General features: G+C 65.4%; 14 protein-coding genes. 2 read left to right on the plus strand and 12 right to left on the minus strand.

The window, feature by feature from the left end; genetic code table 11:
• Positions 1 to 25 precede the first annotated feature (25 nt).
• Both B5J99_RS04920 and B5J99_RS04925 read right to left on the minus strand, forming a co-directional pair.
• Positions 26 to 2,236, minus strand: coding sequence for a TonB-dependent hemoglobin/transferrin/lactoferrin family receptor (locus tag B5J99_RS04920; protein ID WP_117351731.1), 2,211 nt, complete (start codon positions 2,234 to 2,236; stop codon positions 26 to 28).
• Between the two features lie 200 nt (positions 2,237 to 2,436).
• Positions 2,437 to 2,883, minus strand: coding sequence for a cupin domain-containing protein (locus B5J99_RS04925; protein WP_117351732.1), 447 nt, complete (start codon positions 2,881 to 2,883; stop codon positions 2,437 to 2,439).
• Between the two features lie 41 nt (positions 2,884 to 2,924).
• Between B5J99_RS04925 and dapE the strand changes: the two genes are divergently transcribed.
• A complete protein-coding gene (gene dapE, locus B5J99_RS04930) occupies positions 2,925 to 4,079 on the plus strand; it encodes a succinyl-diaminopimelate desuccinylase (RefSeq protein ID WP_117351733.1) in 1,155 nt (384 codons plus the stop codon).
• A 114-nt stretch (positions 4,080 to 4,193) separates the two neighbouring features.
• On the opposite strand, the gene B5J99_RS04935 is transcribed toward dapE, so the two are convergent.
• From B5J99_RS04935 to B5J99_RS04945, 3 genes are all read right to left on the minus strand, one after another.
• On the minus strand, positions 4,194 to 4,754 hold the full coding sequence (locus tag B5J99_RS04935) for a hypothetical protein (protein ID WP_054135083.1): 561 nt from the start codon (positions 4,752 to 4,754) through the stop codon (positions 4,194 to 4,196).
• Positions 4,755 to 4,887: 133 nt separating this feature from the next.
• Positions 4,888 to 5,328, minus strand: coding sequence for a protein tyrosine phosphatase family protein (locus B5J99_RS04940; RefSeq protein ID WP_117353360.1), 441 nt, complete (start codon positions 5,326 to 5,328; stop codon positions 4,888 to 4,890).
• 167 nt (positions 5,329 to 5,495) lie between these two features.
• On the minus strand, positions 5,496 to 7,271 hold the full coding sequence (locus B5J99_RS04945) for an ABCB family ABC transporter ATP-binding protein/permease (RefSeq protein WP_211337879.1): 1,776 nt from the start codon (positions 7,269 to 7,271) through the stop codon (positions 5,496 to 5,498).
• Between the two features lie 309 nt (positions 7,272 to 7,580).
• Between B5J99_RS04945 and B5J99_RS04950 the strand changes: the two genes are divergently transcribed.
• Positions 7,581 to 9,398 carry a tetratricopeptide repeat protein gene (locus B5J99_RS04950; protein WP_162892454.1) on the plus strand — a complete coding sequence of 606 codons (1,818 nt, stop codon included), beginning with the start codon at positions 7,581 to 7,583 and terminating at the stop codon, positions 9,396 to 9,398.
• A gap of 739 nt (positions 9,399 to 10,137) precedes the next feature.
• On the opposite strand, the gene B5J99_RS04955 is transcribed toward B5J99_RS04950, so the two are convergent.
• The 7 genes from B5J99_RS04955 to B5J99_RS04985 form a co-directional block, all read right to left on the minus strand.
• Entirely contained in the window at positions 10,138 to 11,064 is a 927-nt protein-coding gene (locus B5J99_RS04955; RefSeq protein ID WP_117351736.1) for an NAD(P)/FAD-dependent oxidoreductase, read from the minus strand.
• A gap of 5 nt (positions 11,065 to 11,069) precedes the next feature.
• A complete protein-coding gene (metW, locus tag B5J99_RS04960; RefSeq protein WP_069051021.1) occupies positions 11,070 to 11,660 on the minus strand; it encodes a methionine biosynthesis protein MetW in 591 nt (196 codons plus the stop codon).
• A complete protein-coding gene (gene metX / locus B5J99_RS04965; protein WP_117351737.1) occupies positions 11,657 to 12,826 on the minus strand; it encodes a homoserine O-acetyltransferase MetX in 1,170 nt (389 codons plus the stop codon). The genes metW and metX overlap by 4 nt, the downstream gene beginning before the upstream one ends.
• Before the next feature lie 194 nt (positions 12,827 to 13,020).
• On the minus strand, positions 13,021 to 13,419 hold the full coding sequence (locus B5J99_RS04970; protein WP_069051022.1) for a cupin domain-containing protein: 399 nt from the start codon (positions 13,417 to 13,419) through the stop codon (positions 13,021 to 13,023).
• A gap of 16 nt (positions 13,420 to 13,435) precedes the next feature.
• Positions 13,436 to 13,834: a VOC family protein gene (locus B5J99_RS04975; protein ID WP_117351738.1), complete on the minus strand. Its 399-nt coding sequence runs from the start codon at positions 13,832 to 13,834 to the stop codon at positions 13,436 to 13,438.
• Positions 13,835 to 13,841: 7 nt separating this feature from the next.
• Complete coding sequence (gene hemF, locus B5J99_RS04980; protein WP_117353361.1) at positions 13,842 to 14,696, minus strand: oxygen-dependent coproporphyrinogen oxidase; 855 nt, start codon at positions 14,694 to 14,696, stop codon at positions 13,842 to 13,844.
• A 27-nt stretch (positions 14,697 to 14,723) separates the two neighbouring features.
• Positions 14,724 to 15,185 (minus strand): tRNA (cytidine(34)-2'-O)-methyltransferase, encoded by a 462-nt coding sequence (locus tag B5J99_RS04985; RefSeq protein WP_054135035.1) that lies wholly within the window; start codon positions 15,183 to 15,185, stop codon positions 14,724 to 14,726.
• Positions 15,186 to 15,227: the final 42 nt, after the last annotated feature.

Genomic DNA, 15,227 nt, shown 5'->3' on the forward strand with positions numbered 1-15,227 from the left:
TCCGTATTGCTAACAGTTTTGCGAATCAAAAGCGATAAGTCAACGAGACACTGCCGTTGCGCCCCGGCTGGGTGAACGCGTCGGCGATCGTCGTGGTGCTGGCGAGGCCGCGGACATCCGACCACCAGGCGTATTTGGCGTTGGTAAGGTTGAACACCCCGCCGCGCAGCGTCACCGGCCCCAGGTTCACGAAAGCGGTGGCATCGAGAATGGTGAACGCGCCGGGGCGGAAGCACGACGGCGTGCACACCCCGGTGCTGCGCTCGTCGGACTTGCGCGCGCTGTGCGTGCCGATCAGCTGCCCGCCAAACCGTCCCGCCTTGTCGCGCCAGCCGATCCCGGCGACCAGCTTGAGCGGGTCGACCGTGGCCAGCGGCACCTGCGTGCCCGCCGCAGGATCGATAACATCGCCCCTGGCATAGGAAATGGCCAGCTGGCCGGTGATGCCGTTGGTACCGCGCAGGTCCATCCGGGCTTCTGCCCCCTCCACCTTGACCCGGTCGAGGTTGATGAACTGGAAGATCGCGGGATTGGCGGGCGTGAAGCCGCCACCGACCACCTCCTGGCTGATGAAATCCTTGTACCGCGCCGAGAATCCCGTTGCGCTAAGGCTCACCGCCTCGCTGACGAAACGGATGCCACCCTCGATGCTCTCGCTGCGCTCCGGCCCCAGATCGGCGTTGGGCCGCGAGGTATAGCCCTGCCCCAGATTCTCGAAGAACTGGTTGACCTGGCTGGGCTCGGGCGCGCGGAACCCCTGCGCGTAGTTGGCGAACAGCCGCACCTCCTCGGTAAGCTTGAGCACCGCGCCCATCTTGGGGCTGACCCGCTCGCCCGACTGGCTGGTGGTGGCGAAGTTCGGCGGCAGCAAGGGATCGGCCTGCGGGGTGAGCTTGTAGTGATCGAACCGCAGCGCCGGGAACAGGGTGAGCGGCCCGACGCTGATCTCGTCGCCGAGGAACAGCCCGGTCAGCACATAATCGGTGACCGGAAACGCGCTCGATGGAAATACTTCGCCCGCAGGCGGCACGGTGCCGCCGCGCACGCCCTGCTGCCGGGTCCAGCTGGCATCGGCGCCAAAGACGAGCTTGTGCTGCAGCGGCCCGGTGGCGAACGCAGCGCGCCCTTCGGCGGAGAGCCCGTAGACGCGGTTGTCGAAGGTGTTGAGCCGGGTGCGGTCGGCCAGCGGGGTGCGGTCTTCCTGGGTGAACTGCCGGTCCTTGGCCGACTGCCAATAGGCGCTGACCCGCGCCATCTCGAGCGTGCCCTCGCCCTCCCAGATCCAGTCGCCCGCCACGCGCCAGCGCTTGCCGGTGTCGCGCGCGACCAGATTGTCGATGGTCGCCGAGCGGCCCGAGAGCAGATCGGTGACCAGCGCATTGTCGAGATATTCGCCGGTCAATCGGACCTTGTGCCCGCCTGCCGGATCCCAGACGATGCGCGCGGTGGCGGCGTTGCTGTGGCCGTCCTGCGGATTGGGGGTGGTGCGGTTGGCACCCAGCAAATCGTTGGTGCCGCGGTTGTCGAGTTCGTTGAAATCGCGGCGGCTGTAGGAGACCAACGCCGAGATGTCGCCGCTACGGCCCGCGAGAATCGCGGTGTGCGCGAATTCGTCGTCCGCGCTGGCGTATTGGCTGCGCACCAGCCCCGCGACCGCCTTGCCCTTGAGGATATCCTCGGGATCGCTGAGCGTGAAGCTGACCGCGCCAGCCAACCCATCGCTGCCATACAGCGCAGAAGCCGGACCGCGCAGGATCTCGACTGATTTGACGAGACCGATATCGACCGAATCGCCGCGACCCACGCTTTGCGCACCGAAGCTGAAGCCCATCGGCACGCGCACGCCATCGACCTGGATCAGCACGCGGTTGCCGCCGATGCCGCGGATGGTGAAGTCCTCGTTGCCCGCTCGGCCCGTGCTGCCCAGCGCGGCACCGAAGCGCGCAGGCTGGCGGCGAACGCTGACCCCGGGTTCGAACCGCACCAGATCCTTGATGTCGGTGGCGAGTTCGTCGGCGATCTCCTCGTCGCTCTTCGACGAGATGGTAACGGGCGCGTCATCAATGGTGATCGGGGTGCGGGTTGCCGAGACGACGATGGTGCGACCATCGCTCCCGGCCTCGGCATCCGCGTTCTCGGTTTCGGCTGCGAGCACAGAGCCCGGCTGCGTCGCAAAGGCGGCGCCGGGCGCGGCGCACAGGCCCACCAGCGCGACGGAACAGAACCAGCGTGTCATGAAATCCCCCTCTAATGCTATTGCTAGCGATTCGCATTAGCCTATGACGTCTTTTCCTTCAGCGGTCAATATGGATGGAGCGGAGGCTGCCGCAGGGCATGACAACAGGCTGCGCCACTCGGCACAGCAAGCAAGGTTACATTGGTAAAGAGTGCCAGGCGGTTATCCGCTGGCGAAGGTGGGTGCGAGGCGGGCGGCGCTCAGAAGCGCTCGCCGGTCTTGCGGCGCTTATCGCCACCACCGTTTTCGTGCATGTCGACATCGGGATAATGGCACGGACCGTTGACGCTCTTGCCCACCACCAGGAACACGCAATCCACATCGCTCTCGTTGATCAGGCAATGGCCGTTGCCATCGTTCTTGGGAAACGCAGCGACATCCCCCGCCACCAAGGGCGTGCGCCCATCATCGTCCACCAGCACCGCAGTGCCCGACAGGATCACCAGCAGCTCGTCCTCCTGCTCGTGCCAGTGCCGCTGCGCCGACCAGGCGCCGGGCTTGAGCACGACATGGCTGGCGCCGAAATCGGTGAGCCCAGCAGCGGGAGACAGGCGGCGATACCAGCGCCCCTGCACGACATCGGCGAGGTGTTCGGGATATCCCGTGGCGTTGGTTTGCGGAACCGCTTGCAGGTCGACTTTGGGCATGCGGCGATGCTAATGCAGGCGCAGACAACAAGAAAGCCCCCATGACCGACACCGCCACTCTCGCCGCTTCCCCGCTCGAGCTTGCCAGCCGTCTGATCGCCTGTGAAAGCGTCACCCCCGCCACCGGCGCGGTGTTCGGCTGCCTTGAAAGCATGCTCGACCCCCTGGGGTTCGATGTCACCCGCTTCGTCTGCGGCGAGGCGCCCGACGGGCCGGTCGAGAATCTGCACGCGATCCGGCGGCCCCTGGGCGATGCGGGACGGCATTTCGCCTTTGCCGGACATCTCGACGTGGTGCCGCCGGGCAAGGGCTGGGCCAGCGATCCGTTCGAGCCTGTGGTGCGTGGTGACCTGCTCCACGGACGCGGCGCGGTCGACATGAAGGGATCGATCGCAAGCTTCGTCGCGGCGGTTGCCGAAATTCCGCGCGAGACCGGCACGATCAGCCTGATCATCACCGGCGACGAGGAGGGCCCTGCGGTTTATGGCACCCGCGCGCTGATCGACCTGATGCAGACGCAGGACACGGTGCCCGATCTGTGCCTGGTGGGCGAGCCGACCTCGGTCTCGCGGCTGGGCGACATGGTCAAGATCGGGCGGCGCGGATCGGTGAACATGTGGATTCGCGTGGCTGGCCAGCAGGGCCATGTCGCCTATCCGCACCTCGCCGACAATCCGATCCCGAAGCTGGTGGCGATCCTTGCCGAGATCGAGCAGATGGTACTCGACAATGGCACCGACTGGTTCCAGCCGAGCAACATCGAGATCACCGATCTGGCGGTGGGCAACCCCGCGCACAATGTCATCCCCGCCGGGGCAGAGGCGCGGATTTCGATCCGATTCAACGACCTGCACAGCGGATCGTCACTGATCGAGCTGATCAGCGGCATCGCCGGGGCGATGGGGGGAAGTGTCGAGGCAAAAATTTCAGGCGAGGCGTTCCTCACCCCGCCGGGCGAGTTGTCCAGCATGATCGCCGACGCCATACGCGCCGAGACCGGGCTCGAGACCGAGCTGTCCACCACCGGCGGCACATCGGACGCGCGCTTCTTGTCGCGGATCTGCCCGGTGGTCGAGTTCGGGCTTTGCAACGCGACGATGCACAAGCTCGACGAGGCGGTGGCGATTGCCGACCTGGACACGCTCGCGCGGATCTACCGCCGCGTGGTGCTGGGGGCTTTGGTGGGGACGAGCTGATCTTTCTCATTCCTGCGACCGCGGGAATCCCGCTTTTCCGTCAGCCTTGCGCAGAAGCGAGCCCCCCGCGTTTGAGGGGGTGGCGGTATGGAACTGTGGTGAGAAGCTGCCAGGTCAGTGCGCGGCGTCGCCGCTCACCCATTCGACCCATTCGGGGAAGAACACCGGCGCGCGCAGCGACCAGCCGGGCGCGGTGGCGGCAGCCTCGCTGATCGACTGGAGCAGGATCTTGCGGCGGTCGGGCTGGATCTGCGGCAGCGCGGCCGCGGCGCAATAGGCCGATGGCAGCCAGGGCCGCACATCTGCGCCCAGCAGGCGTTCGTACAGGAAGCGGAACGACGAAAAGCTCTCGATCCGGCCCTGCGCCAGATCGAACGCCGCCAGCCGCACCAGCAGCGCCATAAAATGCTCGAACCCGTCCTCGTGCGGCGCATCGGGCACATTGCCGCGCAACAGCTTCAAATCCTGGTAGACGAGATAGTGCATGCGGATCGAGGCGGTTTCCTCGGCGTTGCGCGCCCAGCGCTTGAACGCATCCTCGCGCGCCAGCCCGATATCGAGCGCGCGCTTGATATAGCGCTGCGCCCCGGGCGAGAAACTTGCGAACTCGCGCAGTTCCGCCAGCGTCAACGCCGCCGATGAATTGCCCGATGCTGCGCCGGGATGGCTCGCCATGCCGCATTCTCCTTGCCTTTCCGCAAGCAGATGTGCCGCAGCGGAATGGCCAAGGTTGATCACAGCATGGTTAGGATAGGGTTAACCATGCCGTTTCAATCCTCCCCGAGCTGGCCGGGGGAGGATTTGTAGGTCACTCCACCTGCCCCGAGAGCGCGTCGAGCATCGGACGGATCGGGCTGAGATCATAGCCTGCATTGGCGGCGACGCGGCTGAGCTCAGCCGGACTCCTGCCCTGCTTGGCCTGTGCCAGCGACCACAGAAGCGTCGAGCGGGTCCCCGAGCGGCAATAGGCCAGCACCTTGCCGCCGCTGCCCTCCGCCTTGCCCAGCGCCGCGATCATCGCATCGACCTGCGGGCCGGAGAACCCGGCATGGGTGACGGGGATGGCGACATAATCGATCCCCGCCGCCTCGGCGGCCGCGGCGATGTCCGCGCCCTGCGGGGCCGACGGATCCTCGCCATCGGGGCGGTTGTTGATGATCATCGTCACGCCCTGCGCCTTGGCAGCGGCAACCTGATCGATCGAAATCTGCGGGGAAACCTCGATGGTTTCGGTCAGCGGAGTAAACATTTTCTGGTCTTTCATGGCGGAGGCGGCAGAGGCAGACGGGGCGGCGGAGAGCGAGGCGAGGATCGGCGGCATCTGGACCGGAGAGCGCTCGCCCTGGCTGCGGTCCTTGCAGCCGGGCAGTGTGGCGAGGCTGGCGGCCAGCATCAGCGACAGGGCAAGCGACCTTTTCATATCGTCTGTGCCTCTTCCTTCTCGCGCTCCAGCGCCTGGCGCTGCCACATCGCGGCGTAGAGCCCGCCCTTGCGGAGCAGTTCGCGGTGCGACCCCTGTTCGGCGACGCGACCCCTGTCCAGCACGATGATGGTATCTGCATGGGTGACGGTAGACAAGCGGTGCGCGATCACCAGCGTCGTTCGCCCCTGCGCCAGCGACCCCAGGGTGTCGAGAATCTCTGCCTCGGTGGCGCTGTCGAGCGCCGAGGTCGCCTCGTCGAAGATGGTGAGCGGCGGGTTCTTGAGGAGCGTGCGCGCAATCGCGACGCGCTGCTTTTCGCCACCCGAAAGCTTGAGCCCGCGCTCGCCCACCTCGGTATCATAGCCCTTTGGGAGCGATTCAATGAAGGTGCCGATCGCCGCGCCATGCGCCGCGCGGACGATTTCGTCCTGGTTCGCGCCCTCGCGGCCATAGCCGATATTGTAGCCGATGGTGTCGTTGAACAGCACGGTATCCTGCGGCACGATCCCCAGCGCCGCGCGCAGCGATCCTTGCGTCACCCTCGCGATGTCCTGCCCGCCGATCAGGATGCGCCCGCCTTGCGGATCATAGAAGCGGAACAGCAGCCGCGCGATGGTCGACTTGCCCGCGCCCGAGGGCCCGACGATCGCCAGCGTCTGCCCCGGCTCCACCTTGAAGCTGAGGCCGTGCAGGATCTGCCGGTCGGGATCATAGCCGAAATCGACATTCTGGAACTCGACCGAGGGCAGCGCGCTGTCCAGCGCCGGCGCGCCTGGGATGTCGACGATCTCGGCGGGCGTATCGATCAGGTCGAACATCGCGGCCATGTCGACCAGCCCCTGGCGGATCGTGCGATAGACCATGCCGAGCAGATCGAGCGGGCGGAACAGCTGCATCAGCAGCGTGTTGACCAGCACCAGATCGCCCACGGTGAACAGGCCCTGGCTCCACCCCCAGATTGTATAGGCCATCGCGCCCGCCATCATCAGGTTGGTGATCAGCGACTGGCCGACATTGAGCAGCGCCAGCGAGTTTTCGGACTTCACCGCAGCGTTGGCATAGGTGCGCGCAGCATCGCCATAGCGCTTGGCTTCGCGCGTCTCGGCGGTGAAATACTTGACCGTCTCGTAGTTGAGCAGCGAATCCACCGCGCGGCCCAATTGCTTGCCATCCAGCGTGTTCATCGTCTCGCGCAAGTGGTTGCGCCAGTCGGTGACGATGCGGGTGAAGCCGATGTACAGCGCGACCATGGCCACCGTCGCCAGTACCAGGCCGATGCCGAAGTTGATCCAGAAGATCACCAGCACCGCGATCAGCTCGAGCACGGTGGGCGCGATGTTGAACAGCAGGAAATACAGCATCACGTCGATGCTCTTGGTACCGCGCTCGATGACCTTGGTCACTTCGCCGGTGCGGCGGGCAAGGTGGAAGCGCAGCGACAGCGTATGCAGCTGGACGAAGACGTTCTCCGCAAGCGTCCGCGTCGCCTCCTGCCCGACGCGCTCGAACACCACGTTGCGCAGATTGTCGAACAGCACCGATCCCAGCCGCGCCGCGCCATAAGCGAGCACCGCGGTGATCGCCACCATCGCCATGGTGGTGCCGTCGATGGTCATGCTGTCGATCGCGGCCTTGTAGGCAAAGGGCATCGACAGCACAGCCGCCTTGCCGAGCAGCACCATCAGCATCGCGCCGCAGATGCGCAGCTTCAGGTCGGGCCGGCCATCGGGCCACAGATAGGGCAGGAAGCGCGCGAGCGTCTGCCGCATCGCGGGCTGTTTACCGCTCGGAGCGGGTGACGCTGTGTGGAAGGAGTGCATGTCTTTGCCTCGATAGGGTCGAACCCCCAAGGTTCCAAGCCCTCAGTCAGAAAAAGCACCGATCTGGAGAGGTGAAACTACGTGTAACGGTGAAAAGCCGGGTTTCTTGGGCGAGACGCGGATTTTCATGTCACGTCCAATTGCAAAGTTACATTCAACTATATATCGTCTGCGTTTCACAAGTGCGGACATGATAAAGGTTCAGGGCGCTTCATCCGCAAGAAATGGCGACAGGCAACCCCGAAGGGACTGCATCACGTGAGCGCGCAACCTGACAGAATCGCTTTGCTAAGCGAACTGGCACTGGTGATGCAATCGCCCGAATTTGTGCGGTCTCCGGTCCTGCGCAGACTTCTCGAATATCTTGTCGATCAGACGCTCGCGGGCCATGGCGCGCGGCTGAAGGCTTACCAGATCGCGGTCGAAGGGCTGGGCCGCAATGACAGCTTCGATCCGCAAAGCGACAGCTACCCCCGCGTTCAGGTCGGGCGCCTGCGCAAGATGCTCGATCTGCATTATGCCGCGCTGACCCCCGACCAGGCGCATGGCCGCCAGCGCATCGCCATTCCCGTGGGCCATTACAATGTCGAGCTGCTGCCGCTGACCACGGTATCGCCCGAACGGGCAGGTGCAGGTCCGGCGGCGGCGGATCCCCAGACTCCGGCGACGGGCGCTGCGCAGGCGGCCGATCCGGCAGCGGCAGCGACCCCGACGGTCCTGCCGATCCCGTCCTCGTCCGCATCCATGCTCCAGCCAGCCCCGCCACCGGTGCCGCAGGGAGTCGATCGCGGCTGGCTGATCTGGGCGTTGCCGGTGCTGATGCTGCTGGCGCTGCTCTATGTAATCTGGCTGGTGGCGCGACCCGATGCGGCCGACCGCGATCTCGCACGGCGCGACATGCGCCAGCAGGTCGCACATGTCACGATCACCACCGATCCGGCTGCGGGCAATGACGATCTCGATACCGTCGCGCAGATCGCCGAGATGCAGCTGCAGCGCTTCGAAATGCTCGCTGTCAGCATGGGGTCGCATTCCGACAGTCCGGCGATGCGCGATGCCGCGCGCGAATATCAGCTGCTGCTGCGCGGAGGCGGCCGCCAGCAGGGGGCCTCGCCCGAACTGCTGTTCCTCACGCTGCGCCATGGCGCCACCGGCACCACCTTGTGGTCGTACGAGCTGCCGCGCAACGGCAGCCGCCTGACCGCACCGGATTTCGAGCAGGCAATCGGATCGGGTATTTCCGCCATCGCCCGGTCGGGCGGGCTGATCGCGCAGCACCAGCGCAAGCTGATCGGCAACGACACGAGCCCGGGCTATCCCTGCCTGATCCAGTATGATGCCTTCCGCCAGCAGCGCGATCCGGCGTTGCGCCCGGCGCTGGAAAAGTGCCTCGCCCGCTCGCTCGAGGCTTATCCCGACGAACCGCTGTTCCTGCAGGCGCAGTCCTATCTTGCGCTGTCCAGCCCGCAAGCCGGTCGGCTGACGCCGCTCGTCCCCTCCAAGCGCGGCAGGGACCTGGCCGAGGCCGCGCTGCAATTCGATGGCCGCTCGTCGCTGGCGCAGATCGCGGTGGCGCGTTCGGCGCTTGCGCGCGGCAATTGCCCCCGGGCGATCGCCTTTGCCCGCCGCGCGGTGGAGAGCAACCCGCTCGAGCCCGACACGCTGGGGCTGGCAGGCACCTTCCTGCTGTCGTGCGGGGACACGCAGGGCGCCGAGCCGGTGCTCGAGCGCGCGCTGACCATGAACAGCGAACCGGGCGGCTATCAGATCGCATCGCTGGTGATCACCCGCCAGCTCAACGGCAAGGCGGCATCGGCGATGGATCTGGCGATGCGTGCGGATTCGCGCGACAAGGCCACCCAGCCCAACTTCCTGCTCGCCAAGGCGCTGTCGCTGGCGGCCAATGGCCGGACGCAGGAGGCGCGGCGCAGCTGGGGCGAGCTGGAAAAGCTGGTGGGGGTCGATCCCGGCACGCCCGCCCCGGACATCCTCGCGCGCTTTGCCATTTCGCCATTTTTCAGCCGACGCATGGTCTCCGAAGCCGAACGCGTCGGCCTGATCGCGCCTGCAGTCTGACCGGCGCGGCGTGAAGCGCGAACAGCAATCCTGATTAATGGGAAATTTCCCCAACTGTCAGCATCCGTTCATCTCGCAAAAACCCTGCTTCACAGTCAAGGCACTGATTTAGCTTTGTTTTTCAAACTGGCACGCCCTGTGCAATGTGTCTGGCATCTCCGGCCAACCCGGTCGGAACCGACAGAAACACATGAAAGGACGTACCCATGACCATCTTCACCGCCGCCCAGAGCCAGCTGATCGCCGCCGCTCTCGCCATCGTCTGCTCCAGCGTCTTCATCGCTGCCAGCGTCATCCCCGGCGCGATCGTCTGATCCGCGCACACCTCCACAACCCCATTATTTGAAAAGGACATTCTCATGAACATTCTCGCAACCGCTCTCGCCACGATCTGCTCTGCCGTTCTGATCGCCACCAGCGTCCTGCCCGGCATGATCGTCTGAACCACCCACACTTCCACTCACCAGATACAAGGAAATCCCGTCATGAACCTCATCGCTACCCTGCTCGCTGCCGTCTCGTCCTTCGTGCTCATCGCAGCCAGCATCGGCCCCGGAACGATCGTCTGATCGCCCGCAGGATCAACCCCGCACAAATCGTCAAGGAATATCCCATGTTTATCGCCGGTCTTGAAAGCATCCAGGGTCAGCTGTTCACCACCGTTGTGGCGATCGTGACCTCGTCGATGTTCATTGCCGCCAGCCTGGCGCCCAGCGCAATCGTCTGAGCCGAAGCGCGCTCAGCCCGATACGACCAGCGCCGCGAGCGCCCGGCCAGAGGTCCAGGCACTCTCGATCCGGGGCCCGACCAGCCAGTCGCCGCACAGCCCCAGCGATCCATCCCACAACGCCGTCCTGCCTGCAGAGCCCGACATTGCATAGCGCCAACGGTGCGCCTGCACCGACAGGGTCGCAGGCAACACGCCACCGGCCATTGCTGCAAGCTCTGCCAGCAGCAGCGCGCTGACCGCCTCGGCTTCGTCTTCCAGATGCGCCGTCGACCAGTCAGGCGAACCCTGCACCACCCAGCTTTCCGGCCCGGTCCGTCCCGGCTTGGCGCTGTTGCGCGCCGCCCAGCCGATCGCACCGCGGGTGCGCAGACAATCGTCCGCGATGGCGACCGGCGCATCGAATGCGGCCATCACCGTCCAGCAGGGCTGCGAGTGCGTTGCCTGCGCGAGCTCCGCCCAATCGAGCTGATGCACCGCCACCAGATCCGCCACCTGCTCTGCAGGAACTGCGACAATCACCGCATCGGCGGCTTCTGTGCCCTCGGAATGCCTGAGGCTCCACCCTTTCACTTCGCGCGCAATGCTTTCGATCCGGCAGGTCCAGCGCACCTGATGGTCCGCAGCCAGCGCCTTGATGATCGCGTTCATCCCCGGCGTACCGACCCAGGCATCCGCGCCCGCAGCCGGCCAACGCGCCGCAGACCCGCCTGCCTGCCAGCGGGCCACCTCGGCGGCAAAGTCCGGATCTCGCGCGGTGAAATATTGCGCGCCATGGTCGAAGAACGCCATACCCAGCGCCGTCTCGGTGCGGCGGATCGACATCCGCCCGCCCGGTCCGCGCGCCTTGTCGAACAGTGCGACCTCGTGCCCGGCGTGCTTCAGCGCGCCTGCCGCGGTCAGCCCGGCCAACCCCGCTCCGATGATGGCGATCTTCATGTCGGTTATCTCCGCAGCAGGAACACGGCGTGTTCGGCGAGCAGATTGGCCATGCCGCGCGAGGTCTGCTGGTCGCCCGAGAGGAACCATTCGCCATCGCAGGTCCAGCCGCGCTGCGCGATCAGCTCGCGGAAATCGTCGATGGTGACATGGTGGATGTTGGGGGTTTCATACCAGGCTTCGGGGATCAGCCGGGTGACCGGCATCCGTCCCTGGGTGAGCAGCGACATGCGGATGCGCCAGTGCGCGAAATTGGGGAAGCTGACGAACGCCTGCCGCCCGATGCGCAACAGCTCTTCGAGCACCTTGTGCGGCGCGCGCGCGGTCTGCAGCGTCTGGCTGAGAATCGCATAATCGACGCTGTCGGACGGATAGTCGACCAGATCGGTATCGGCATCGCCCTGGATCACCGAGAGCCCGCGGGTCACCGCCGCGCTGACGTTCGCCGGGTTCAGCTCCAGCCCGCGCGCGCGCACTTGGCGGCTGTCGCGCAGCGCCGCCATCAGCGCGCCGTCGCCGCAGCCGACGTCGAGCACCCGCGCGCCCGGGGTCACATTGTCGGCGATGATCCGCAGGTCCGGGCGCAGGCCGGTCACGTCGAAGCTCCGGCGCGCAAGAAGCCGTCGACGATCCGGTTCATCTCGGGGCATTCGAGCAGGAACGCATCATGGCCGAAGGGCGAGGACAGCTCGACAAAGCTCACCTCGGCGCCCGCAGCATTGAGCGCGTGAACGATGCGCCGCGATTCGGCGGTGGGATACAGCCAGTCGGTGTCGAAGCTGATCAGGCAGAAGCGCGTTTTCGTCCCCATGAACGCGCGCGCCAGCACGCCGTCATACAGCAGCGCGAGATCATAATAGTCCATCGCGCGGGTGATGTAGAGATAGCTGTTGGCATCGAACCGGTCGACGAAGCTGATCCCCTGGTGGCGCAGATAGCTCTGTATCTGGAAATCGGCATCGAAGCCGAAGCTGCTGCCCCCCGTCTGATTGGCGCAATCCTGGCCGGTCTTGTCCTGCAGTCTGCGCCCGAACTTCTCGGTCAGACCCGCTTCGGACAGATAGGTGATGTGCGCCGCCATCCGCGCGACCGCGAGCCCCGATGCGGGCACATCGCCATCGGCATAATAGGCCCCCTTGCGCCAGCGCGGATCGGCCATGATCGCCTGGCGCCCGACCTCGTGGAACGCGATATTCTGCGCCGAATGCCGCGCGGTAGAGGCGATGACGAGCGCGGCGCGCACCCGGTCGGGGTACAGCACCGGCCAGCTCAGCGCCTGCATGCCCCCCATCGACCCGCCGATGACGGCCGCGAGCGTTTCGATGCCTAGATAATCGAGCAGCAGCGCCTGCGCGCGCACCATGTCCGCGATCGACAGCACCGGAAAATCCATGCCCCAGGGCTCGCCGGTCGCGGGGTTGACCGTCGCGGGCCCCGACGAGCCCATGCAACTGCCGATGACATTGGCGCACACGATGAAATCACGCGCGGGATCGACCGGCTTGCCTGGACCCACCAGCCGCTGCCACCAGCCGGGCTTGCCGGTGATCGGGTGGGTCGACGCGACATATTGATCGCCGGTGAGCGCATGGCAGATCAGCACCGCGTTGCTCTTGTCCGCGTTCAGCGTGCCATAGCTTTCATAGGCGATCTCGACCGGCGCCAGCGCCGCGCCGCAATCGAGCGGCAGCGGACCGAGCAAAGTCACCCGCCGGTCCAGCCCGAAACGGGCGTCATCAAGGGGAGCAGAAGCGCTGGCCATGGCCCGTGCGATTGGCGGCAAGGTGGGCGGCTGTCAATGGGGGGAGGATTGGAACGAAGCCGTGGCGCCAAACCACCCTCGTAACCCTGAACCTGTTTCAGGGCCCATTTCTCCTCACGCGGCTTCGGTCCATTCGGCACGATGGGTCCTGAAACAAGTTCAGGATGACAGAAGGAGGGGCGCGCGGCGCAGCCTCACCGCACCCTGTTCTGCGTCCCCATCCCCGCCGTGATGAACAGCGCGGTCGCGGTGCCGTCGACATCCGCGGTATGCCACACCCCCGGCGGGTTGATCGCATAATCGCCGGGGCCAAGCTCGAGCGTCGTCACCGTGCCATCGGGATGTTCCTGATGCAGCGTCATCCGCCCCGCGGTGCACAGCACCACCTCGTCGCCCGCCGGGTGCATCTCCCACATCGTCCAGGGTGCATCGAAGGTGAACTGGGTGACCAGCCGCCCCTCGATGCCGTCGCTCGCGGTCCGTGCCTCGTAATCCTGGTACCATTCTGCCGCTCCATCCATCGGCGGCAGCGTAATGGCCTTTGCGCCAAGGCCCAGATGGACCGGATGGGTGGATATGGACCGCACCGTCATCGCATCCCCTCCTGCATCACCCTGCGAAGAAATTGAGCTCCAGCAACACGCCATTGGGATCGAGCGTGAAGATCTGGCTGAGGCCGATCGCATTCACCGTGTTGACCGAATACTCCGCGCCCCTCGCCTGCAGCCGCTGTTCCATCGCGTCGAACCCTTCGCAACGAAAGGCGATGTGGTGGATCGACCCGGTGGGCCCCGGCGCGACATCGCGCGGAAAGGTGCGCGGGCAATCCACGCTGTTGATGTGCACCACCGCCTGGCCATTGCGGTCATACGCCCATTGCGCGTTGTCCGGCGTCAGCGGCGGCGGCGCGTCGCGGATTTCGAGGTCGAGCAGCTCGGCATAGAAACGGGCGGTGACGGCCAGATCCTGCGCGATGATGTTGACATGATCGAGCCGCTCCACCGTCATCGCGCGTCTACTCCCACACCGCTTCGGGCGGCAGGCTCATCAGGATGGCGTCGATATTGCCCCCGGTCTTGAGCCCGAACAATGTCCCCCGATCGTGGATCAGGTTGAATTCGGCATAGCGCCCACGCCACACCAATTGCTGGTGCTTATCGGCGGGCGTGAATTCCTGCGCCATCCGCCTGCGCACCAATGCGGGAAAGATATCGAGAAATGCGCGCCCGACGTCCTGGGTGAACGCGAAATTGGCATCAAACGTCGGCTGGTCGGTGCATTCGAGATGATCGTAGAAGATGCCGCCTACGCCGCGGTGCACGCCGCGATGGGGGATATAGAAATAGTCATCGGCCCAGGCCTTGAACCTGGCATGATAGTCCGGATTGTGCGCATCGCACGCAGCCTGCATCCGGGCGTGAAAATCATCCGTATCTTCGGCGTAAGGCAGCGGCGGGTTGAGATCGGCTCCTCCGCCGAACCATGCCTTGGTGGTGACAAGGAAACGGGTGTTCATATGCACCGCGGGTACGTGCGGATTGGACATATGCGCGACCAGGCTGATTCCGGATGCAAAGAATCGCGGGTCCTCGCCCGCGCCGTTGATCGATTTGGCGAACTCCTCGCTGAACCGGCCCTCGACGGTCGAGACGTTGACTCCCGCCTTTTCGAACACCTTGCCCTTGATCAGCCCGCGCACGCCGCCGCCGCCATGCGATCCATCGGCCTCGGTCCGGTCCCATGCGGAATAATCGAACTCGGCGTCCGAGCCCGCCTCGCGCTCAATGGCGGTGAATTCGGCACAGATTGCATCGCGCAGGCTTTCGAACCAGCCCCGCGCCGCCACTCTCTGTTCAGTCCAATCGGTCATCATGCTCCCCTGCGCTGGCGTACGCCTTCATGCATCGCCCAGTTGCCGTGTCTGCCGCAGCGCCTCGCCAAGCGCAATCCCGGTTGCAACCGATATGTTGAGCGATCTGAGGCCGGGCGCCATCGGGATGGTGGTGGCAAGCTCGCACGCATCGCGGACATGCGGCGGCACGCCGGCGCTTTCCGACCCCATCAGCAGGATGTCGTCGTCGCGGAATTCGGTGCGATAGATGCTGGCGGGCGCATGCGCGCTCATCAGCACCAGCCGTGCACCCAAGCACTTGCGGAACGCCTGAAACGCCTCCCAGTCGGCATGCCGGCGCATTTCGGCCAGCGGCCCGTAATCCATCGCCGCGCGCTTGAGCCTCTTGTCGTCGAACACGAAGCCGCACGGTTCGATGATTTCTACCGGAACCGCCATACAGGCGCCCAGCCGCAAAATGGCCCCCACATTTCCGGCGATGTCGGGTTGGTACAGAGCGATGCGCATGCCCCTGCTTTAGCGCTGTCGACGGCCAAGTCACGCAGCCGA

Origin of the sequence: Blastomonas fulva, from assembly GCF_003431825.1 — a bacterium.
Lineage (GTDB): Bacteria > Pseudomonadota > Alphaproteobacteria > Sphingomonadales > Sphingomonadaceae > Blastomonas > Blastomonas fulva.